A 21,778-nucleotide genomic window follows, 5' to 3' on the forward strand; every position below is an offset into this window, starting at 1 on the left:
GACGTGATGCTCAGACGTGCGCGGTTTGCGCTTTGCCGGCGGCGATGGCTTCCACCTGCTCGATGAACGCGGGATCGCGCTCGCGAAGGTCTTCGTGACTGACCCGCCCGGTGCGTCGCATGTAGTCGTAGGCGAAGCTGACGGGATCGAGGTTCATGCGGGTATCGACGGACTCGTACCAGTCGAGACTCTTGCGCGCCGCGTCCTGAAAGCGATTCGAAGCGTCCTTCCGGCTCGCCTCGAAAGCAGCGAAGGCAGCGGGAACGTCATCGCGATGAACCGACAGCGCTTCGCACAGCGCGATCGCGTCCTGCATCGCCATGCGCGTGCCCGAGCCGAGCGAGAAATGCACGCTGCGCAGTGCGTCGCCGAGCAGCACCACGTTGCCGTGCGACCAGCGCGCATTGCTGACTACTTTGGCCTGAAACCATTGCGAGCGATTCGTCAACAGCGGCTCGCCTTGCAGGTCTTCCGCGAAGACTTCCTCGCAGAACGCGCGACTCTCATCCTCGGTGGCAGTGTCCAGCCCGCAACGCCGCCACGTCTGCGGATCGACCTCGACGAGAAAAGTCGAATGCGTCTTGCTGTACTGGTAGGCATGCGCGATGAACACGCCATGCGGCGTGTCGCGGAAGATCAGCGACACCGGATGAAACAGACGCGTCGTGCCGTACCACGCGAACTTGTTGCGCCGCTCGTCGAAGCTCGGCTGGAAGTGTTCGGCAAGCCGCGCGCGCACTTCGCTGTTCACGCCGTCCGCGGCGACGACGACGTCGTAATGTTCCAGTGCGGCCGGTTCGTTCATGCAACTGCCGTAGCGCACGTCCACGCCCGTGTCGCGGCACGCCTGCTGCAACACGTTCAGCAAATCGATGCGCGATGTGCGCGAAAAATGGTTATTCGACAGACGCACCGGCACGCCGCGATGCACGATCTCCATATAGTCGCAGCGCTCGTGATGCGCCGTGAACCTGCGAAAGAACGCTTCGTCGGCTTCCTTCAGAAAGCTCAGCGCGACGTCGGAGAACACCACGCCCCAGCCGTAAGTCGCGCCCGCCTCGTTGCGTTCGTGAACGACGATTTCGTCGCCGGGATGACGCTGCTTCATCAGCATCGAGAAATACAGTCCGGCGGGGCCGCCGCCAATCACCGCGATCTTCATGATGTTTTCCTCAGCATTTCCGTGAAATGACGCGCGGACTCGCCAAGCAGCGCCCCGGCATCCGGAACGATGGGCGCGAGGCCGAGATGATCGAGCATCTGCCGCACCGTGCAGACGGCCGTGGACGTGACCGGCACGCCGAGCCTGTCCTGCGCGATCTGGATCGCGGCGAGCGACGGCATCTGCACGCAGGCCGACAGTACGACCGCATCGGCATTCGCGATATGGAGCCGTCGGACATCGTCGAGCAGTTGCAGCGGATCGCGGCGACCGACTTCGAGGTTGTCCGGAATCTCGAACGACAGTGCATCCAGTACTTCGATGCCTTCTTCCTCGATATACGCGACGACAGCCGCCGTCAGCGGCTTCATGTACGGCGCCATGAGCGCGATCTTGCGCGCGCCCATCGTCTTGAGACCCGCGACGAGCGCACCCGCCGACGTCATCACGGGCGCCTCGCAGTGGTTCTCGCGTGCGATGCGCCGCAGGTCCTGCTCGACCTGCCGGTGATAGCCCGGCCCCATCGCCATGATGGCGACGAGGCACGCGGTGCTCATCACATCGACGCGCGCATCGGCGAGTTCGGCCGCGCAGCGCAGACCCTCGCGATTCATCGCCTCCAGCTCTTCCTTGACCACGCGATGCATGCGCATGCGGCTCGAGTGGAACGTGAAGCGCTCCGGCAAGATGCTTTCGCGCGCGCGCAGCATCGCGGGAACCTCGGTCTCCATCGTCGTATTCGAGCTCGGCACGATCTGGCCGATCCGATACGTGCGGGATGTTGCCTGCGTCATTCGGTTTCTCCTGCGTCAGGGTGTTCGGCGCAGCGCGCCTGATACTGTTCCAGCGCGTCGCGCAACACGACGGGCATCTCGATCGATTCGCGCGCGTCGCGGCGAATGCATGCCGGTGTGAGGCGCGCAATGAAGGCGATCTCGCCATCGGTCATGCGCGCGGTGATAACAAGCGTGAACGTGCGGGTGCGGATCGATTCGACTTCCACCGTCGCGTCGAAGGTCTCGTCGGGTCTGAGCGAGCGGCGAAAGTCGAATTCGAGCGCGCGCGTGGGTGTGCCGAAACCGTGATGGTTCTTCACCGCCTGCGGCGCGCCATCGAGTAGAAAGCCGTGGAAGAGCTCCGCGAACGAGATGACGTAATCGGAAAACGAAGCGGTGTAGACGACGCCCGCCGGATCGCACTCGCCCCAGCGTACGCGACGGCGCACGACGAACGGCTGCGTGAGCGCGACGTATTCGGTGCCGGTCATGCGCCCTCCTTCGCGATGCCCGGCGCAGCGGCATCCGAGGCGTGTGCGGGCTGCTCTTGCGCCATCCGCGCGGCGACGTCGCGGCGCAGGGCCGTCTTGTCGACCTTGCCCACGCGCGTCACCGGAAACTCGTCGACGATCTCGATGCGTTCGGGACACTTGAACTTGGCAAGCCCCTGAGCGACGAGGAAATCGGCAAGCTGCCGCACCGTCGGCGCAGTATGGCCCGCGCGCAGGATCAGATAGACGCAGGCCTTCTCGCCGTACAGCGCATCGGGCATGGCGACAAGCTTCGCATCCGCAACCGCCGGATGGTGGCTCACGTACGCCTCGACTTCCTCACAGCCGATCTTCTCGCCGCCGCGATTGATGTTGTCGCGCAACCGCCCTTCGAACGCGAAGCAGCGCACGCCATCGATCAGCCTTTGCGTCACCATGTCGCCGGTGCGCACGAAGCCGTCGGGCGCCAGCGTCTGCGCGGTCGCCTCGGGTGCGCGGAAGTAGCCGCGCAGACTCGATGGTCCGCGAAAGCACAACTCGCCTGCCTCGCCCTCCGTCGCGGGTTCGTCCGTGCCGGGCACGAGCACGCGGATCTCGTCCGCCGGGCAACCCGACAGGCCTTGTGTGAAATGCCGCAACTGAGGGGCATGTGCCGGTCCCGCACCCATCAGCAGCCCTTCCGTCGTGCCGTACAGGTTGAAGCACGGCACGCCGAGATGCGCTTCTAGCGAATCGGCGCGGCTCAACGTGCCGAACAGTTGCAACGACGACAGATCGTGCCGCGCCATCTCCCGATACGCGATCATCTGCGGCGCGACGGGGCCGATGGAAAGCCCGTGTGTCACGCGATGGGTTTCGATCAGCTCCAGCATCCGGGCGATGTCTACGCGCGGCATCAGCACGGTCGTCGTGCCGGCCGCCACCGTCGAGACGAACGCATACAACTGACCTGCGTTGTGCAGCAACGGCAGCGACCAGATCATGCGGCTCGCCTCGCTCATGCCGATGTGACGCATCCAGGCAAGCGCGTGACCGATGTACTCGGCATGAAAACGCGGAATGATCTTCGGCACGCCGGTCGTGCCGCCGGAAAGCTGGAAGCTCAGCACGTCCTCGCTGCCGATGCGGATGTCGCCGAGCACGGCGCGCGCGCGGGATAGCGGCATCGCGTCGATGAGCGCGTCGATCGTGCGATGGCGCGCGCCGACCTCCGTCTCCCTGGCGCGCGCAACGATGAGATGTTCCAGCGATGCGATCCGCCCGAACATCTGCTGCGCGAAGCCGACGAGATCGAAAGCCGAGAAATCCGCCTGCACGAAGTAGCCGCGCGGTTCCGACTGCGCCGCAAGCTGGCCGATTTCGACTTCACGATATTGCGGCACCGCGCACACGGGCACGATGCCCGCCTTGTATGCGCCCATCAGCGCGACGGCCGTGTCGACCGTCGTGCCCATCTGGAAGATCGCGCGATCCCCGGGGCGCAGCCCGGTCTCGAGCAGTGCCGCGGCGAGCCGCTCGCTGCGCTCGTCGAGTTCCGCGAACGTGATGGTCGCTTCGTCCGAGATGTAGGCGGGCCGCTCGGGCACACGCGCGGCCGTGGCGCGCAGCGCGTCGCCGAGGGTCGTGTCGATCCATGCGCCCGATGCGAAATAGCCTTGCGCAAGCTCGCGCGGACCATAGATCACGCCTTCGATCGGGTGAAAAATGCCTCTCATGTGTTCTGTCTCCCGCATGTCCATGTACCGTTTCATCCGCGCGGCGCGATGCGCACGACATCGCGGTCATAGCGCTCGATGCGTCCGTTCAGTCCGCCGGTGAAGAGCCCGTACCAGACGGCGGGCTTCAGCCCCAGGGCGCGGCGCTCGAACGAGACCGGCTCGGCGGCGCTGATTTCCGTGTAATCGCCCCGCTCTTCGACACGGCAGCCAGCCAGCTTGCGCGCCGCTTCGATGAGCGACGCGAACTCCGGCACATTCAGCACGAAGATCTGCAAGTGTCCGGTGTCGGTCTCGCGACCTTCGCCGATGCGTGCCGCCTTGCGCGCCCAAACTTCATCGATGCAAGTCAGGCCTCGCTCGCGCGTCTCCAGTTCGATTGCCGCTTCGAGGGTCGCGGCGGCGTCGTGCGAATCGAGCGGCTCCAAAGCGCGCAGCTTGCGCGTGATCTCGATGAAATAGCCGTTCGGGTCGCGAAAGTAGATCGACTCGATCACCTCGTGGGCCGTCTCCACCGACACCTCCACCCCGCGTGACGCGAGCCGTGACTTCCACGCTTGCAGTTCCTCTTGCGTGTCGACCAGCCAGGCCGTGTGCGTGGCATCGAAGACATGATCGTCGGGACGCGGCGGATGCGTCGCCCTTCCATCCAGCGTGTCGGGTTCCCGACTTCCGAGGTAGTAGAAAAACGCGATCGTGCTGCCGTTGCCGCTATCGAAAAAGAAGTGCAGGAAATCCGGATGCGTGGCGGGCCCCCATCCACGCGCGGAAATCGTATGGATCAAAGGCAGGCCGAGCACGTCGCGATAAAACTCGACGGTCTCCTTGAGCCTCCAGGTCGGGCGCGCTGTGTGATCTACGCCGCGCAGGCGCAGGGCCTGACCTTCGGCGGGCATGTCGCTCATTTTCATATTGGTACTCCGTATCTGATCAAGCGGATCTCATTGGGGAAAGGTTTCGCGCAGCCAGTCGCGCACGATGCGCCCGGCGATATAGCGGCCCGCCTCTTCGCCTTCGGCAAGCGCCCGGCCGTGGTGATCGCCACGTACCCGGCGATGCGATTTCGCCGACGAACCGAGGCTCGCGTAGATGTCCGCGACGACACTCGGGAAGCACGCCTGATCGCCGGTGTATTCGACGACGAGCGAGGGTTGCGTGATCGCGGGCGCTGTCTTCGATAGCAGCGCGTTCGACGACACACCCGACCACGTCGACAGCCACGCTTCTGGCGAGCAGCATCGGGCAAAGCCGACCGAGCCGTAGTTCGATGCGAACGGGTCCGCGCCCCACAGCGACCCGTAGCGGCGATCGGACGGATCGAGCGACAGGTCGAAGCAGCGCAGATCGGCATCGGTGCGCCAGATGGTCATCAGCGGCGTGTACGCGGCCACGCGGCGCGAGCGGGCATCGGCTGCCTCCCCGGCGGACTTGACGCGCGCGCGGGCGTCGAGGCGCTCGTCGATCAGATTGCGCGCGATGGCGTCGAGCCGTTCCACCCGCGCGATTTGCGCCGCGCGATAGCGTGTAACGAAGGCTGCGTCGTAGTGGGAGGGACGAGGCGGCGCGTCGAACCCGTTGGACTTCGCGAACGGATCGAGCGCATCGTCGACGCTGAGCGCATCGTTCTCGTCCGTGACCGAAGGATCGATGCAGCCTTGCAGCAACGCGCCCTGTCCCGGATGCGGGGCGACGAATATCACGCCATCCGCGGGCGGCATGTCGAGCGACGCGAGCTTCGTTGGCCGTCCGCCCGGCGTGCGTTCGATGCGCTGCGCCGGCGTCAGATTCGACTGCTGCGCATAGAGCGCGTAGAGCCCGCTGCCCCCCGAATTGCCGAGCAGCACGACGCGCCTGAAGCCCGCTTCGCGCAGAAATCGCATGCCGGCCGCTACGTCGTAAAGTGCGAACTCGTGTTCGAGGCGCATGTCGTTGCCCACCGAGCGCGGCGCCTGTGTCCACGCCGCGTAGCCCGCCCCGACGATATCCGGGATCAGGTAATGACAGGCCATGAATTCGCGCGGATGCATGATGCAGACGACCGTATCCGCTGCACCGCTCGAATACAGCGAGCCACTCGTCGCGGCACCGTCCTGCGTGCGCAGCACGACGTTGCGCGTGCTGGCGCCCGCCGGCAGATCCCGCGGATTCCAGTCGGTGTTGAGAAATCCTGCGGTCGCGCCGCCAACGCGCATTTGTTCAGATCGATTCATCGAGGTCATCTCCTTTTTTTACATCTTAGTCGAATTATTTTACGATGTCGTCGATTTTTGATTATGGTTTTTACGGATACGTCAACTCATGGAGCGGTGCGGTTTGCCACGTGTGCCTTTGCCATCAAGAGCGGCGGGCTCACGGCGCGACGCCCGAATGAGGTATCGTGATGTTCTTTCTGACAGATTCGTCGAAAAACGCCGTATGACCCGAACCCAGACCAAGAGCGACGCCTTGCGCGAAAACATCCTCGAAGTGGCGACGCGCCTTTTCATCGAACGAGGCTTCGACGGCACGAGCTTCAACGACATCGCCGATGCGATCGGCGTGAGCCGGCCCGCGCTCTACTACTATTTCAAGAGTAAGGAAGCGATTCTCGAAGTGCTCACGGAGACGGTTACGCGTGCGGCGGGACAACTGGCGTCAGAGGCGGTGCCCGAACACATGCAGCATCCGGCAGGCATGCTGCGGCATCTGGTATTGCGTCATGCGCAATTGATCCTCACACATCCGCTACAGTTTCGGGTCGTGGAGAGAAACGAAGGCAACCTGCCGCCAAAGCAACGCGAACTGGCGGAGCAGGCGCGCCGAGCGGTGCTTGAGCAGTTTCAGCACGCGATCGAATTCGGCATCGAGCAAGGGCAGTTTCGCGCGCTGGATGCGAAGGTGGCGGCCTTCTCGATCATCGGTATGTGCAACTGGAGTGCGTGGTGGTATTCGCCTTCCGGTCCGCGCTCGCTCGAGCAGGTCGCGGAGCAGATCGCCGATATGGCCCTGCACGCCGTGCAAATGGAAAACGAAAGACAGTTGCGGGAGCCGAGCACCGCCGCAGTGATTCAGTTGCTGCGCGACGATATCGACATGCTGGAACGGCGTCTCTCGTCGGACGGGAGCATCCCCGAGCGTCGCTGATTCTTCAACGAAAGAGCGCATCTGCCCGCTTGGCCGCCTCGGCCAATTCTTTCTGAGCCTTTGCTGTGGCGTTGCGTTCCCGATCGATTTCCAGGAGCGCCCGCTTTTCCGATGCGCGCAAGCGCTCCTCGGCACGGTTGGCCGTCTCGCGCAGCTTCTCCAAGTCACGCGAAAACGTGTCGCGTAGTTTTTCCAGTTCGCGCTCACGCGCGACCGCCTCCTCGCCGAGACGCTTGATCTGCGCCTCGAGCGCTTTACGCGTGGCGGCCTCTTGTGCCTGTTGCCGCTCCAGTTCCCGAATCTCGACCTGGGTCGCCAGCAGCGCCGCCGTGCGCTGCTCCAGCGCCGTTTCTGTACGGCCCAGTTCCTCTCGCGCCGCAACGACTTTCTGCTCGGCTTCGGCGCGCTGTGCTTCGACCTCGTCGCGCAGCGCGGTCAGCTCGGCGTGGGCGGACGTCGTTGCGCGCGTCCACAGGGTCCCGATCAACTCGCCCGCCGCCTCGCTAAGATCCGTCGGCAGGTCGGGGTGTTCGATACGCACGCGGCTCTTCTCGCGCAATTCCGCCCAGAACGTGCCGCCCTCGCCTTCACTTCAGCCCTCCCCCCTGGAGACGCTGGTCATTCCGTCCGAGTTGGACGGCAGCACGGGTTCAAATCGCGCAGTCACGGGCCGCGCACAAATCGCCGCGAACAACGACCTCGATGCGATCCGGGCATGGCTGTCGCGCTTCACGGACACCAGAACCACCTTCGAAAACTACCGTAAGGAAGCCGAGCGACTCCTGCTCTGGTCCTTCGTAGTACTCAGCAAACCGTTCTCCTCGCTCACCCACGAGGACTGTCTGCGCTATCAACACTTTCTGACCGATCCGCAACCAGCGGCAACCTGGGTCGCAGGCGGCGGCCGCGAACACGCGCGTAGCGATGCGCGCTGGCGACCGTTCTATGGTCCGCTCTCGCCCGCCAGCCAACGCCAGGCGATCGTGATTCTGAATGCGCTGTTTTCGTGGTTGGTGCGGGCAGGCTACTTGGCCGGTAACCCGCTCTCACTTATCACGCGCTATTTGGAGCCCGGCATCTGGCAGGAGGTCAAGGACACCATCGCGGCGATGCCGCGCGAGACCGAGCGCGAGATCGCACATGCCACCCGCGTGCGGTGGCTTTTCACCCTGCTCTATCTCGGTGGCCAGCGCATCGCGGAAGTCGGTGCCAACACGATGGGCCAGTTCTTCGTCCGGCGCGATGCGGATGGAGCAATGCGCTGGTGGCTCACTGTGCACGGTAAAGGCGGCAAGGAACGGTTGGTTCCAGCCACGCGAGAGATGATGACGGAACTCTCGCGGTATCGGCAACATCTTGGCTTAAGCGCGCTTCCCTCCCCGAATGAAGACACGCCGCTCGTCTTGCCGATCGGCGCCACCGCAGCCAACCACGGCACCGAAACCTGTTCGCCTTTGTCTCGCGCCGCCCTGCACGCGATCGTCAAAGCTGTGTTTGCAGGCGCAGCGGCGAGACTTCGCGAGCACGACCGGTCCTCTGCCGCACGCGCTGACCTGCTGGAAAAGGCCTCGGCTCACTGGCTGCGGCACAGCGCGGGCTCCCATATGGCGGATCAGCAGGTCGATTTGCGACTCGTGCGCGACAACCTTGGACACGCATCATTGACCACGACAAGCCTTTACCTCCACGTCGATGACGACCGACGCCATCGGGAAACCGACGAGAAGCATCGCATCGACTGGTGACCGACCTTGGAAGCACGACGGTATCCTACGCATAGAGCGGCACCTTTCCCAAATCGTGCGACGCCACGCCAAAATCGCTTGCCGCGCGACGCGATGAACTCGCCATGGAAGCACTCGACCTTGAAGCACAGATTTCGACTAGCCGACGCGACGTTCGTCCTGGCGGGAAAGAGCGGCGCGGTCGAATGCATGATCAAGATGCGGAAGACTTTTCACGATGGCGCCAACCGTGTCCATGCCGTCGCTCATCGCAAGCTGCTCGCGTACCCTGCGGGCCACCTAGAACTGACAACGACTGCCTTAGTCATCGCCGCGTTTCGGGCGCGCGTCGGGCCGGGTCTTGGTCTCCATCGATCGTTCCTCGCGCCGGGCGTGTCATTCGTCCATCGATGCGCGCCCTGCGTCGAACGCGAGGCGCGGTGGCGGCTCACGCAGCACGCACCGCTTCCGGCGGTCCCGCTCGGACAACGTGCGGCGCTCTTGTGGGGGCACCGCGCGGCGGATGCCGAAGATATTCGCCAGATTGGCCTGCGCCTGCCTGAACGGCCGCAGCGCGCTGGCCGGGCCGGTCAAGAGCGCGGTGACGCCGGGACCATGGCCCGCCACGGTGCTGTCGCCATGCACGATGACGCCGATGGTCACGTACGCGCCCCGATAGAGCGGACCGCGGCGCGTATCGGAATCGATGATCGCGACCATGTCGCCGAAGCGCAGGCTGCCCAGACGATAACGCGCGCGCAACCGGGCATCGGCGAGCTGGATGTCGTAATCGCCGCGCCACGCCGTGTTCTTGCCGAGACCCGAACCCATGATTCGCGCCGGTACGAGATGCGTGACGGGCACGAGCAGCCGGCCATCCTGCTCGACGACGCCCCATCGCCGCAGCAGGCGCGGAGAGCAGTTGAGCACGTCGACGTGCGGATGATCGGTCAGGCGCATGCCGAGCCCATGTGAGACGATCTGCATGCGATCGCCGATCTGTAGCGTCATCAGGACATCGGTCGGAAAATCGATCAGCACGTGATTCACACCGCCGTGCTTGCCTGTCACCATGCCGGTCTTGCCGGTGCAGGGCCCGCTCGTCACCTTCGCGACATTCCCGACGCACGCATAGGTCAGAAGCGCGTTGTTCGGTCCATCGCGCGGGCCGATCACTTCGCGGCTGTTGTTGTGCAGCGCGACGCCCGGCTCGATATGATCGCCCGCGAGTCCCACGCACAGATCGCCGATGCGCTTGTTCAGCGCAATGCCGCCGGTGCCGGGCAGCACGCGCGGCACGCCGTCGTAGCCGATGCGATAGGGTGACTCGCGGCCCACCGGATGCGCGATCTGCCCCGCGACCGATACCGCGACGAGTTTGCCGTCGTTGATGCGCGGGCCGCGCACGGCGTCCTGGCGGACGGGCAACTGGTTCATGGCCCGTCTCCGCTGAAGGACAGCATCTGTGCGGGTATGTTCGCGGCCTCCGCGGTGCGGATGATGAACGCGCGCATCTGCGCGCGCATGGCAGGCGGCACCCGGCCGAGTCCGTCGAGGCGATAGACAAGACGCACGCTGCGCGGCAGATAGTTCACGGCGCCACGCGCCCGCGTAAGTCTGATTTGCCGCCGGACCTGCCTCACATGGCCCGCTATGAGCTCGCGCAACAGGTCGCGGTTGAGCTGACCTCCGTTGACGTAGTGCGGGGCATAAACCGACTTGTACTCATAGGCGATGGCGCGCCCGTGCGGATTCAGAATCACGTCGGCGACCGAGCTGCGCCGGTCGTACCGCTGCACGCGCACCTGATTGCGCACGTCGATGCCGGGCAAGGCACGGGTGCCCGCCGGAACCTGCCGGCGAACCAATTGTCCGCTGGCATCGGCGACGTAGCGCCCCACGCACAGGTCGCGCACGAACTTCCGCTCCCAGCATCGGCCGCGCAGACGGCCCAGGGTCTTGCCGGGAGCGCGGTCCTTCCGCGCCTGGTCATACGCCCTGCAGGCCTTGATCTGACTCCGGTCGATCCACGCCTGCCCGCATTCGTTGATTTCGCGCGCAGGATCGAAGTCCTGCTCGCGCAGCCGGGTCTCGAGCGTGTCGGAGAGCATCTCGTCGACGAACAGAGTCAGTGGCGCATCCATGTTCCCGCTCCGCAAACGCTCAAAGGAAGTACCACCACGCCTGAGCGCGATCCCAAGGATTTCCGCCCGCGCCGTCGTTCGGCCGAGCGACATTCACATGCAGCGCGGCGAGCGGCGGCAAGTCCTGCACGAGGCCCGCGAGCCCCGCCGCCGCGAGGGCGCTGCGCAACAACTCGCGCTCCGCGCCGAACAGCGACGCCGCATGCGATACGGGGATCGGATCGAGCAGCTGCGCCGGCCGTCCGATGCGCGCGAGCGCCTGCACCGGCCAGGGCGGCGCGCCGCCCGCCGCCGCCATCAGCACGACGGCACTGTCCAGCGCGGCCGACAACGCGAGCGCATCGAGGCTCGCGTCGGTCTGGTCCCAGCCGCCCGGCGCATCGCCGAATCGCTCGACGCGCGCGCCGAGCGATTCGGCGAGCGTCTCGTAGCGCGTCACCACACCTGCGTCGGCGCTTGCCTGCAATTGCGATTCCGCGAGGTTGTCGCCGACCCAGCGAAATGGCCACGAGCCCGCATCGGTGCGCTCGCGCAATCCGATCCACGCCTCCAGCGCGGCGGGCAGCGGCCGCGTCAGATCGTCGTTTGCGTCCCAGGCGTCGAATTCGCGGGGGTCGTTCGCGCTGTCCGCGCCAACGAGCTGCGGCATCAGCAGTTCGCTTGCGTCGATGACCTGCCAGAAGCTGCGCGTGAGCCACGGCTCGAGCACCGCCGCCACGCGCAGCGCGAACTCGAATCCGAGGCGCGTGCCGAGCACCAGCGCGGGGTCGAGCACGCAGCACAGCTTGCGGCGATGCACTTGCACGAACAGATCGTCGGATTGCATGGCATCTCAACCTGTGTCAGGCCCGACGCCGCGCTCAGACGCTCGCCGGCTGCGGCACGCCGAGCACGCTCTTCAGCGCGGGCGTGACGCCGGGGAAGCCTCGTCCTTCTGGTGTCATGCGGTACGCGGCGAGCCACGCTTCCGCATGCGCGCCCATCGGACGCACGACGCTCTGGAACAGGATCGGATCGACGGCCGTCTTGAAGTCGTTATCGGCGATGAACTGCAGGATGCGCCTTCCGCTCTCCGCCATTTTTGCGCGCTGCGACGGCTCCGCGACGCCGCCCAGATGCCGGTTCGACACGATCTCGACGACGTCCCACTTCGTGTTGGCGTCGAAAGCCTTCTTGATGTCGGGCGCATCGAGCAACTGCAGCACGGTCTTCAGGTAGTGGCCGGTTTCCATCGCGAGCGCGAAGATATTGCCGTACGTCGAACGGTCCAGCGCATAGCGCAGATCGAGACCGATGCGCTGCACCGTCGCGACGCTGCCGAACGGTCTTTGTTCGATCAGTTGCCCGCCGCGGATGACCTCGCCGATCAGCAGGTCGCGGAAGTACTGCCCGAGCGCCACCATGAAGCCGACGAGCTGCCGATGGAAGTTGCGGTTGACCACCGCGCCCGCCGGCGCCTGCGCGGTGCCGTAGTTGAACGCACGGCGATACGCGATCATGCGGTCGTTGAACGAGTAGCGCAGCGGCGTCCACTTCTGCAGCAAATAGAGGCCGTGCGCGCCGGGCCCGCGCTGGATGCGCATCTTGCCGAGCCGAAAGAGGTGCAGCAGCACGTCGACGACCTGGAAAATCTTCATGCGCTCGTGCTGATAGATGTAGTACAGCTCGGCGGCGGCGTGCAGTTGGCTCGGCACGACGGCATCGTCGAAATCCGGCTGAATGTACGGATACGAGACGTTGTCGAACTCGACAGGCCCCTTGTCACCGAAGCCGATCATGTCGAGGAAGCCATCGCGGCCCGTGCCGTTCGCGGCCTTCTGCAGCAGTTCGCCAAAGCGTTCCTCGAACTGCTGCTCGTAGTTGCGGCGCTGGTCGGGCGGGAGGCTCGCCAGCTGATCGCGCAAGAAGGTTTCCCAAAGCCGCTGGATGGTCTCAGTCGTTTGGAAGCTCATGTTCCTGCTCCTCGGTTAAGACCCGGATGATCCGTGTGCGGCCTTTTTGGCCGCGGTCTTCTTCACCGCGACTTTCTTCGCGGCAGGCCGTGGCGCCGCGGCCCGGGCCGACGCCATGCGCCGGGCGGGCTCATCGGGCGTGGGCTCCGTGTCGTCCGCACCCTCCAGCGCGTCCAGCGCCCCCAGCTCCGCTTCCGCGTCGTCCGCCTCGCTCATCTCCGGCGCAACCTGTGCGCCGGTTCGCGCGGCGGCATAGCGGGCGAGCAGCGTCATGCAGGCGGTGCCGAGCGCGTCCAGATGCTCCTGCGTTATCGCGTCGCCGAACGCGAGCGGCTCGGGAATCGGGATCGACGCTGCGTCGTCGACGATGAGCGCGAGCGCGATGCGCAGCCGCTGTACGTCCTCGACATGCCTCGAATATTCGACGGCGCCCATGTCGGCCGGCAGCGCGCACAGCAGCCAGATGCTCGCGAGACTCGCCGCGAAAACGGGTTCGCTGTAGCGCTCGTCGAATGAGCCCTTGAGCGCCAGCTCGTCGATGGTCGGCTCCAGTTGCCGCACCAGGTCGGTGGCGCAGGCGATCGCGGCGAAACTCACGGGCGCCTTCACCGGCGGCGCCCCGCCGATGTCGAGCCGTCTCATCGGAGCCGCGGGCGCGGGCGCGTCGGGTGCGTACCGAATAGGCGACTGTTCCTGCGGATACGGCGGCGCGATCCGGTCGCGCATCTGCTTCACGTCTTCCTCGATGCTCTGAAGCCGTTGATCGAAATGGATGAGCGAGAGCGCCGCGAGGCCATTGGCCGCCGCGTTCGTGCGCAACGCCTTGTGCAGCCGCGTGCGCCCCTGGTTTTCGAGCAGTTGCAGCGTCTGCTCGCGCAGCGCCTTCCCGGGTACTTCCAGATCGTCGGGTGCCATCATGTTCTCCGCGAGTCAAGATATCGGGCCGCGCTAGTCGCGCGATGAGCCGTCGTCGGGCACGTCGTCGGCGACCGAATTCAGGCTCGTTTCGAAGTGCGGCGGAATCTTGATCGTGACCGGATCGCACGTCGCGGCGCGCTTGTCGAGCAGGTCGCAGATATGATCGAAATGGGGATCCGACGAATGCGCGTCGTTGTAGTCCGCGACGAGTGTCGAAATGCTCGTGCCATCGACCGTTTTGATCGTGAACTGGTGCTGCTGCGCCTCGAGCGTCGTATAGAGGTTGAACTTGCTCAGGTTGAGCGCCCAGCGCATGAGCCGCTCCAGCACGCCGTCAGGATCGCCGAACAGCGCGGCGTCAGGCACGCAGCCGGGCGCCATCGTGCCGATGAGGTTCTTCAGACGCATCTCGGCATCGCGCTGGATGCACAACTCCTGATGACGCCACTTGCCGCGGCAGACCTTGTCGTAGTTCTCCGGCAGCGTATCCCAGTAGCGGTTGAGCGGATCCTTGGGCACCGGTCGCAGCAATCCGCGAACGTCCTGCAGACTCAGCTGAATCGATTCGACCACCTCGTCGGCCGGCAGCTGGCCGGACGGCTTGATGATGTCGCACGCGGCGGAGTGGTTCGCGTCGATATCATAGTTGAGCTTGACCGTGGTGTCGGGAAACTTCGGGCCGAATTCGCAGCACTGCATCAGCGCCGACTCCACCACGTAGCTGTACGCGGACGCGCGACATTCCGGCGCGCCGAGATCCTGATTGCCGAGCGCGTAGAGATCGATCGCGCGGTCGACGTCGTACAGCACCTTGTCGAGAATGATCTGGCAGAGCGCCTGGCCATCGCCGCAGTCACAGTTGTTGAAACAGTCGAGCTGCCCGGCGAGCACGCCGCGCTTCTGGATCAGCAGCAGCATGCGCTCGTCCGCGCGTTGCAGACGCTGCATGCCGTACAGACCGTAGAGCAGGATCGGCGGCCGCGCGATGCGCAGCAGGCGGATGCCGCCCGACGGATCGAACGCTTCCGCAAACAGCATCAGCGCTTCGAGGAACGCCGCAAGCGGCGGCGACTCGGGCTTGGACAACTGATGCGCGACCGACACGAAGCGCCGGAAGCGCGCGAGATCGATCTGCGCCGTCGAGCCCAGGGCGCGCAGTCCGTCGATGTTGCCGTCCGCCGCGCGCTGGATGAGTTCGTCCATCGTTCGCGACAGCTCGTTTTCCTCCAGCAGCGAGCGCAGATCGCCCTGCCCCTGCGCTTCCAGCTGCTGATACAGCGTGCGATAGGCGTCGAGTCCGCGTGGCCAGTCATTCGGCCCATAGGCCTGCTGCGTCGCGCCGACGAGATTGCGCAGCGCGTAGATCGCCGCGTCGCGACGTGTCTGCAGCTCGGTGTAGGGTGCCTGCAGCAGATAGCGGCCGCCGCCGAAGCCGACGTTCGCGAGCGCCTCGCCCATTGCGACGAGCAGCACGGCGGCCGCTTCGTCGAGACTTTGCGCGAGCTTGCGGTAGTTCTGCGTCATGCCGGCCGTGATCGCGCCCACGAGCCGCGACACGCGCGCGTAATCATTGAGCTGCCGCCGGATCGCGAACGCCTTGTCGCGATTGCGCGGATCGAGCGCGGCGCAGGCTGCCGCGTAGCCTTCACGCAGCGCCGAGCGGATCGCCTGTGCCCAGCCAAGCAGCTCCGGCGTCACGTCCTTGAGCAGCGCGTCGGAGGATAGCGCGCGCAGATCGCATTCGATGTCGTTGAGGGCCTGCTGCCATTCGGCGGCGCTCGAGGTCGGATGCGCGGGTGCGGCGCTCGCCGGCACCGGCATGCGCAGGAACGGCAGGCCACGCGCTTCCTGCGCGATCGCCGCCGCGCGCGGATCGCCCTTGTAGCGATCGAGCAACGCGCTCGCGATCTGCAGCGGATCGTTCGGATTGCCCACGCGCAACTCGCGCCGAATCAGGTTGTCGAGCGCGAGGCGTTGATGTCCGTGGGCGGCCGGATCGGGGCCGGAGAGCGGACCGGCAGCGCCGCCGCCATAGGAGGAGCCGGTCGCGGGGCCGGTGGAGAACGGAGGGGTCGACATGATCAGAATCTCAGCGTGAGATAAGGGCCGGGCACATGGGCACGGTCGTCAGCAGGCCTGACCGGGCCCGGCGCCGTGACGGCGCATGCATGCGGCTGGGTGAGCGCGCAAGCTGACGCGCGCGTTCGAGGCGTCGCCGCCCTTTCCATGACGCGCCTGTCGGTGCGTTTTCCGCTACGTCGGGTGACATGCTGTTCTCCTGTTCTGCGTCTTTGATGCGTCGTTCAGCGGTCCTTCATGCGACGAGCCGCAGCGGCTGCGTCTGCCGCCCGCCGGCGCGACTCATATGCCCGGTCAGCAGATGCGTCACGCAGTGCGCGAGGCGCGTCGGCGCGATCCGTCCCTCCGCGAGCGCGTAGTGCGCCGCGCTCACGAGGTGCCGCGGCGGCAGACGCGCGTCCTGCTCGCGCGCGAGCGCATCGGCGCCCGCGCGGATCGCGGCTTCGTCCTCCCGACTGAAAGGGATAATGTCCACGAGCGCCCGCTGCGCCAGATTGCGCCGCGTCTGAAACGCGATCTCGTCGACCACGGCGGGTATCAGACGTGGCGCGCTCGCCACCAGCGGCGCGGGAATTCGGTGATTGCGCGAAGGCCGGTAGAGCCCTTGCCATACGCGCAGGAGCCGCGTCGCGTCTCCTGCGAAGCCCATGCGCCGCAGCATTTCCGCGAGCAGATACACCCGCAGATACGCGGTCGGATGCGCGCCGCCCGGGCGGTACGTCAGCGTGCGGGGCTGCGGATGCGCGAGAAAATCCGCCATTCCCCACGCCGCTGCGGGACCGCCGAGGAGGATGGCCGCGAGATCCGCAAAAATTTCCTTGTGCCAGCGCCCATAGACGCTCGCGAGAAACGGGTCGCGCGCGCTGCCCATCACGCGCCTCAGCACGGCCTGGCGGTTTTCCTGCCAGATGCCGAGATCGGCTTGCAGGTTGTGCGCGACTTCATGCAGGAACACGGACTGCCACGGCTGATCGCGATCCCACGGAATGCGGATCAGGGGAAACGGATTCGCCTCGCCGAGCAGCCGCGCGAGCTGCACGCCGCGGCGCATCGTGGCGGGCGAATAGCCGTGCTCCATGTAGCACACCGGCTTGAGCAGCGGCGCCTCGAAGATGCGTGGCGCCGCGCGCCGCACCGCCTGATAGCAATCCTGCGCGATGACGTCGTGCGCCGCGAGCGACGGCCCGTAGCTCGTGCCGCGCTGTGCGAAAACTTCGTAAAACATCCCGAAGAGCCGCCGCGCGCGGTCGAGTTCGCGCTCGACGAGCGCGATGTCGATCAGCACGCGCTCCGGCGCGCGCTGCGCCGCGCCTTGCTCGCGCAGCCTCGAGAAGCGTCCGCGGATTCGATGTTCCGCCTGCGACAGCAGCCTGTTTGCCGCCTGGAAGTGCTGCCGCGACGGCGCATACGGCATGTCCTGCGGCCGCAGCCCGACGAACGCGTTGTCGACGCGCGCGAGCCGCGACAGCCGAGCCGACAGCCCGTTGATCTTGGCTTGCACGAATCGTTGCAGGTCCATGAGCGGCTCCGTCAGGCTCGTTAGATTGGGCCATGCGAATGCGGCTCAGCCGCGTCCGCGGATCGTGATGGTCACCGGCCCGCGCAGACGCAGCCGCCGTTGCTGCCCGCAATGCGGGCATGCGCCGCCGCCGCGACGCGGGCTGGTCGCCGCCACGCGGCGCGCAACCGGAGCCACCGTGCGCGCGATGGCCCGCGCGCCCTGGCCGCGCGGCGTCGCGCGCCGGGCCGCGGTCACGAGCGGACGCGCCAGCCGGCGCGTCACCTGGGGACGGCGCGCCACCTGCTGCGCGGCCTGCTGTACGACGCGTGCCGCCGCGCGTGGCGGCACGCGTCGACGCTGCACCACGCGCTGGGTCGCGCTCACCGCGCGCGCAACCGCGCGTGCGGCGGGCGGGCCCTGACGACGCGTCGCCGTGCGCACGGCCTGCGCGACACTGCGCACTACCGCACGGCGGACCGCCGGCGCGGAGCGCGACACCTGTGGCAGCGCGCGGCGCACGACCATGCCGGCGAGCACAGGCGCGGCCGCGTCGATGCCGTCTTCGTCCAGGCCGTCGATCATTTCGTCGAATACTTCGAACTCGTCGGCGCCGTCTGCGAGCAGTCGGCCCGCCACGTTCGCAATGCGGCCAATGAGCTGCGCCTGCGGCAGCGGAATCGCGCTGGCGATCGGGGCAACGACGCGCGCCGCCCGTCCGACCGTGCGTCCGACCGTGCTCGCGATACGGCGCAACCGGCGGAAGAACTCGTCGCCGTCGGCGGCGTCGAGCGCGTCGGCTACCGCGTCGTCCATCGCATCGAAGTCGTCGCCGGGGTTCCATTCGTCGCCTTCGAATTCGTCGCCTTCGTCGTATTCGTCGGCGGGGTTGAACTCGTCGCCTTCGTCGTACTCGTCGTATTCGTCGAAGCGCGCGCCGCCGCCGCCCGCAGATCCGCCGACGACATTCCCGATGCCGCCGAGCAGGCGGCCGATGAACTCGTCGTCGGCCTCGTCGCCGTAGTCGCCCTCGTCGAAGCCATCTTCGTCGAACTCGTCGTAAGCATCCATCGAACTCTGAGCCGGGCCTTCGGCGGCCTCGTACATCAGGTCGTCCATCACATCGGTTTCGAATCGGTCCATTTTCTACTCCTGTCAGCGCCAAGGTTCAGCGAGGGGTGATGCGCAGCGTCGCCGGTCCATCGATATGCAGCACGCGGCCGCGGCCGATGCCGCCGCCGCGCCTGCCGCGCCCGACGTCGGTCGGACGTGCGAGCGGACCCGCTCCCGGCTGAGCGAGGCGGCGAACCATGCGCGGGTTCTGTGCGACGCGCCGGGCCGCTTGCGGCAAACCCTGGCGCACCATGCGCGCGGCGCGCTGTGGCGTCGGCGCCTGCCGCTGAGCAACCTGGCCCGCGGAGCGTGCGAGACGCGGCAGCGCTCGCACCGCCTGTGGACCGCGCGTGCGGACCAGTTCCCGCGCCGCCGCGGCCACGCCACGCACCAGCGCGCGCCGCGCGGGCAGCGACAACTGCGCGGTGTTGCGCAGGCCGAGTCCGCGCGCCGCCGAACGTGCGGCCAGGCCGACGGCGGCTGGCAGCGCCTCGTCGACGCCGGCCTCGAAATATTCCGCGAGCTCGTCGAAGGCGTCCGCGGTGTTCGCGCTCTGGCCGAGAATGCGGCTGATCTGGCCGAACAAGCCTTGCGCGCCGCCCGCGGTCTGCCCGAGTGCACCGGCGAGCTGCTGCGTCTGGCCCGCCGCCCGCCCGACGCCCTGTGCGAAGCGTCCCGCCTGGCCAAGCGCGCCGGCCACGCCCGGCGCGCCCAGTTGCTGCGCGAGCGCGGAAAGCGAGGCCGCGGCGGGCGACACGGCCCGCGCGGCCTGACCTACGCTGCCCGCGATCCGGCCCGTTTGCCGCGCGATGTTGCCAACCTGTCCGGCCGCGCCCGCTGCCGCGCCCATGCTGCGGCTCACGAGCCCGGCGGCGCGCCCGAGTCCGCCGAGCAGGCGGCCGATGAATTCGTCGTCGGTGGCGGCGTCCAGCCCGTCAGCGATTTCCTCCTCGAAAGCGTTCCACAGCTCCATCTCGTCGAAGGCGGCTGGCACGTCCATCTCGTCGCCCTGCTGCATGGATGGCGAGTCGAAGTCGTCTTCGAACTGATCCGCACTCAGAAACGCATCGGCATCGTCGAATGACTGCGTCGGGCCGAGTTCGTCAGCCTCGTCGAGCTCGTCCGCCACATCGCTGTCGAATGGCTGATTCATTGCATCACCTCCGCGATGAATTCACAAACGAAGGGCTCAGTGCACATGTTCGGTGAACCTGCTGTCCCAACGCATAAAGCCAAAATAGCCGAGCGCCGGCGCACGCAAATCGCACGTTGATGCGCGTCCGTTCGAGGGGGCCACAGCACGCGCGTCGAAACAGGTGTGCTTGTTAAGGCAGCGCCTACTAAGCTCGCCCGATCGGGTGAATCGCATCGGCTTTGCCTGTATGGGGTAGCTCATATGCAGGCTAATATTCAGCTTGAATTTATTCGTTTGTTATGCCAAAACGAAGGAGTCGCCGTCGCGGCAATGTCGCACCCGATGCGAACATTGCGACGTTCAAATCAAAAAATCGTGACAGTTTTTATTTCGTCATCCTGAGTTATGAAAAGGCAGGGTCGGCTGCGATTACTGAATCGGTGCCCCCGCTCGGGATTCTTCAACTTGAAGAGCCATAAAAGCCGCACCCCGTTCGTCCAGGCGCGGCCCACCCGATCACCCGAGGGAGGCGTTGCTCGATGCCATTCCTGGACAATGACGATTCGTTGGCCGCCTCGACAGCTCGCCGCGACGGCATGGCCAACGGCGTCATGCCCGTTGCCCGCGGCCGCCGGGAAGTCGCGAGGCTGGAGCTGGAAGGCCGCATGTGTCGGCTGCTGCAGATCGACGACGCGCTATCTGCCCCGCGCGATGCGGATGCCGACGCTTTCGATACGGACGAGGAAATCGTTCACTTCGGGCTCGGAGCGCACCGATACGTGCTCGTCGCCCGGCGCCCCATCCTCCCGCACCCCCTCCCCCACACCGACGCCGAGCCGGCGCCGCAGATGCCGCGCGATATCAGCCGACTGCTCAGCGGGCGCGAGATGGAAGTCGTGCATCTCGTGTGTATGGGCTATCTCACGAAGCAGATCGCGGACCGCATGCGCATCAGCGAATTCACAGTGCGTTCGTATCTGAAAACGATCTACGCCAAGCTCGGCGTGCGCTCGCGCGCGGCGCTGGTGTTTCGTTTCATGAAGGCGTTCCAGGGCGATACGCCGACGCGTTCATGATGGCAGGGCGTACGAGGCTGAACGTATGAAAACGTTCAAAGGCGTCGCGCGTCTGCATCGCATGAGTATCATGCTGCTGCATGCGCTCGTCCTGACGGCGTTGCTCGTTGCGACGCATGCATGGGGTGACGGGATGAGCCCGCAGGCGCTCGCCTACGCCAACCGTCTGCAGGCGCAACTCGATCGTCAGGGTACGCATTCCGCACCGCCTGGCGTCGCATGGTTTCGCATTGTGCACGGATGTGCGCCCGTGATCATCACCGCGCCGCACGCGACGAAGCCGTTTCGCAACGGAAAGCTGCGCTATGCGGATGGCGGCGGCACGGCAGCCCTCGCGTTGGCCTTGCATGCGTCGACCGGCGCGACCGTAATCTACACGACCTATGCCAGCCCATCCGATCCGAACTACTACGACGACAACGACTTCAAGCGCGCGCTCGAGAAAATCATCACGCGCGAGCATCCTCGTCTCGTGCTCGACTTGCACGCGAGCGGCCCGCGGCGTCCCTACGACATCGATCTCGGCACGATGCACGGCGCATCCCTGCTCGGCCATGAGATCCTGCGCGACGAACTCGACACATCACTGAAAGCAAACGGCGTCGTGCGCGTGTCGCACGACTTCTTCAGCGCGCAAAAGCAGAAAACAATCACCAAGTTCGCGTCACGACTGGGCGCGCCGGCCATTCAGCTCGAAGTCAACAAGCGCTGGTATGTGCTGGACAACGACCCGGATCGCAATCGCCGCTTCGCCATGCTGATGCAAGGTCTGACATCGTTCATCGAGACCGCACTGGAAGACTTGCACTGCGTCGAGGCCGACGCGGCCCTTCGCTGACGCACGCGGACTGCGCGATGCGCAGCAGATTGAT

General features: G+C 66.0%; 19 protein-coding genes and 1 pseudogene. 4 read left to right on the forward strand and 16 right to left on the reverse strand.

The features are described from left to right. Positions 1–10: 10 nt before the first annotated feature. From ACEN42_RS33505 to ACEN42_RS33530, 6 genes are read right to left on the reverse strand one after another with little or no spacing between them, the layout of a single operon-like run. Positions 11–1,162 carry an FAD-dependent monooxygenase gene (locus tag ACEN42_RS33505; protein ID WP_371882950.1) on the reverse strand — a complete coding sequence of 384 codons (1,152 nt, stop codon included), beginning with the start codon at positions 1,160–1,162 and terminating at the stop codon, positions 11–13. After that, positions 1,159–1,956 carry an Asp/Glu racemase gene (locus ACEN42_RS33510; RefSeq protein WP_250484995.1) on the reverse strand — a complete coding sequence of 266 codons (798 nt, stop codon included), beginning with the start codon at positions 1,954–1,956 and terminating at the stop codon, positions 1,159–1,161. The genes ACEN42_RS33505 and ACEN42_RS33510 overlap by 4 nt, the downstream gene beginning before the upstream one ends. Then, the gene (locus ACEN42_RS33515; protein WP_371882951.1) at positions 1,953–2,429 is read right to left on the reverse strand and encodes an acyl-CoA thioesterase; all 477 of its coding nucleotides are present in this window, start codon (positions 2,427–2,429) and stop codon (positions 1,953–1,955) included. The genes ACEN42_RS33510 and ACEN42_RS33515 overlap by 4 nt, the downstream gene beginning before the upstream one ends. Then, positions 2,426–4,144 carry an AMP-binding protein gene (locus ACEN42_RS33520; protein WP_371882952.1) on the reverse strand — a complete coding sequence of 573 codons (1,719 nt, stop codon included), beginning with the start codon at positions 4,142–4,144 and terminating at the stop codon, positions 2,426–2,428. The genes ACEN42_RS33515 and ACEN42_RS33520 overlap by 4 nt, the downstream gene beginning before the upstream one ends. A gap of 32 nt (positions 4,145–4,176) precedes the next feature. Continuing rightward, positions 4,177–5,049, reverse strand: coding sequence for a VOC family protein (locus ACEN42_RS33525; protein ID WP_371883217.1), 873 nt, complete (start codon positions 5,047–5,049; stop codon positions 4,177–4,179). Between the two features lie 36 nt (positions 5,050–5,085). Then, entirely contained in the window at positions 5,086–6,354 is a 1,269-nt protein-coding gene (locus ACEN42_RS33530; RefSeq protein WP_371882953.1) for an alpha/beta hydrolase, read from the reverse strand. A 205-nt stretch (positions 6,355–6,559) separates the two neighbouring features. Between ACEN42_RS33530 and ACEN42_RS33535 the strand changes: the two genes are divergently transcribed. Then, on the forward strand, positions 6,560–7,267 hold the full coding sequence (locus ACEN42_RS33535) for a TetR/AcrR family transcriptional regulator (RefSeq protein WP_029672486.1): 708 nt from the start codon (positions 6,560–6,562) through the stop codon (positions 7,265–7,267). Positions 7,268–7,286: 19 nt separating this feature from the next. Here ACEN42_RS33535 and ACEN42_RS33540 read toward each other — a convergent pair. Continuing rightward, a pseudogene (locus ACEN42_RS33540) lies at positions 7,287–7,844 on the reverse strand (DNA-binding protein); the annotation flags it as partial. Here ACEN42_RS33540 and ACEN42_RS33545 point away from each other — a divergent pair. Next, complete coding sequence (locus ACEN42_RS33545; protein WP_371882954.1) at positions 7,840–9,012, forward strand: tyrosine-type recombinase/integrase; 1,173 nt, start codon at positions 7,840–7,842, stop codon at positions 9,010–9,012. The pseudogene ACEN42_RS33540 and the gene ACEN42_RS33545 overlap by 5 nt on opposite strands. 375 nt (positions 9,013–9,387) lie before the next feature. Here the strand turns inward: ACEN42_RS33545 and ACEN42_RS33550 are convergent, their stop codons facing one another. The 9 genes from ACEN42_RS33550 to ACEN42_RS33590 form a co-directional block, all read right to left on the reverse strand. Then, on the reverse strand, positions 9,388–10,428 hold the full coding sequence (locus ACEN42_RS33550; RefSeq protein WP_371882955.1) for a DUF4438 domain-containing protein: 1,041 nt from the start codon (positions 10,426–10,428) through the stop codon (positions 9,388–9,390). Next, a complete protein-coding gene (locus tag ACEN42_RS33555) occupies positions 10,425–11,135 on the reverse strand; it encodes a hypothetical protein (protein WP_371882956.1) in 711 nt (236 codons plus the stop codon). Before ACEN42_RS33555 ends, ACEN42_RS33550 begins: the two co-directional genes overlap by 4 nt. Positions 11,136–11,154: 19 nt before the next feature. After that, complete coding sequence (locus ACEN42_RS33560; protein ID WP_371882957.1) at positions 11,155–11,961, reverse strand: hypothetical protein; 807 nt, start codon at positions 11,959–11,961, stop codon at positions 11,155–11,157. A 34-nt stretch (positions 11,962–11,995) separates the two neighbouring features. Next, positions 11,996–13,087, reverse strand: a complete 1,092-nt coding sequence (locus ACEN42_RS33565; protein WP_238287816.1) for a hypothetical protein — start codon at positions 13,085–13,087, stop codon at positions 11,996–11,998. 15 nt (positions 13,088–13,102) lie between these two features. Continuing rightward, positions 13,103–14,005, reverse strand: coding sequence for a hypothetical protein (locus ACEN42_RS33570; protein ID WP_371882958.1), 903 nt, complete (start codon positions 14,003–14,005; stop codon positions 13,103–13,105). 30 nt (positions 14,006–14,035) lie between these two features. Beyond that, positions 14,036–16,084, reverse strand: coding sequence for a hypothetical protein (locus ACEN42_RS33575; protein ID WP_371882959.1), 2,049 nt, complete (start codon positions 16,082–16,084; stop codon positions 14,036–14,038). Positions 16,085–16,319: 235 nt separating this feature from the next. Beyond that, positions 16,320–17,603, reverse strand: coding sequence for a hypothetical protein (locus ACEN42_RS33580; protein ID WP_371882960.1), 1,284 nt, complete (start codon positions 17,601–17,603; stop codon positions 16,320–16,322). Between the two features lie 45 nt (positions 17,604–17,648). Then, positions 17,649–18,725 carry a hypothetical protein gene (locus tag ACEN42_RS33585; protein WP_238287808.1) on the reverse strand — a complete coding sequence of 359 codons (1,077 nt, stop codon included), beginning with the start codon at positions 18,723–18,725 and terminating at the stop codon, positions 17,649–17,651. 25 nt (positions 18,726–18,750) lie between these two features. Then, entirely contained in the window at positions 18,751–19,848 is a 1,098-nt protein-coding gene (locus tag ACEN42_RS33590; RefSeq protein WP_371882961.1) for a hypothetical protein, read from the reverse strand. Positions 19,849–20,369: 521 nt separating this feature from the next. Between ACEN42_RS33590 and ACEN42_RS33595 the strand changes: the two genes are divergently transcribed. Further along, the gene (locus ACEN42_RS33595) at positions 20,370–20,906 is read left to right on the forward strand and encodes a response regulator transcription factor (RefSeq protein WP_371882962.1); all 537 of its coding nucleotides are present in this window, start codon (positions 20,370–20,372) and stop codon (positions 20,904–20,906) included. Between the two features lie 25 nt (positions 20,907–20,931). Further along, on the forward strand, positions 20,932–21,744 hold the full coding sequence (locus ACEN42_RS33600) for a hypothetical protein (RefSeq protein WP_371882963.1): 813 nt from the start codon (positions 20,932–20,934) through the stop codon (positions 21,742–21,744). The last annotated feature ends 34 nt before the right edge of the window (positions 21,745–21,778 follow it).

The organism is Caballeronia sp. S22, assembly GCF_964261745.1.
Taxonomy (GTDB): Bacteria; Pseudomonadota; Gammaproteobacteria; order Burkholderiales; family Burkholderiaceae; genus Caballeronia; species Caballeronia jiangsuensis.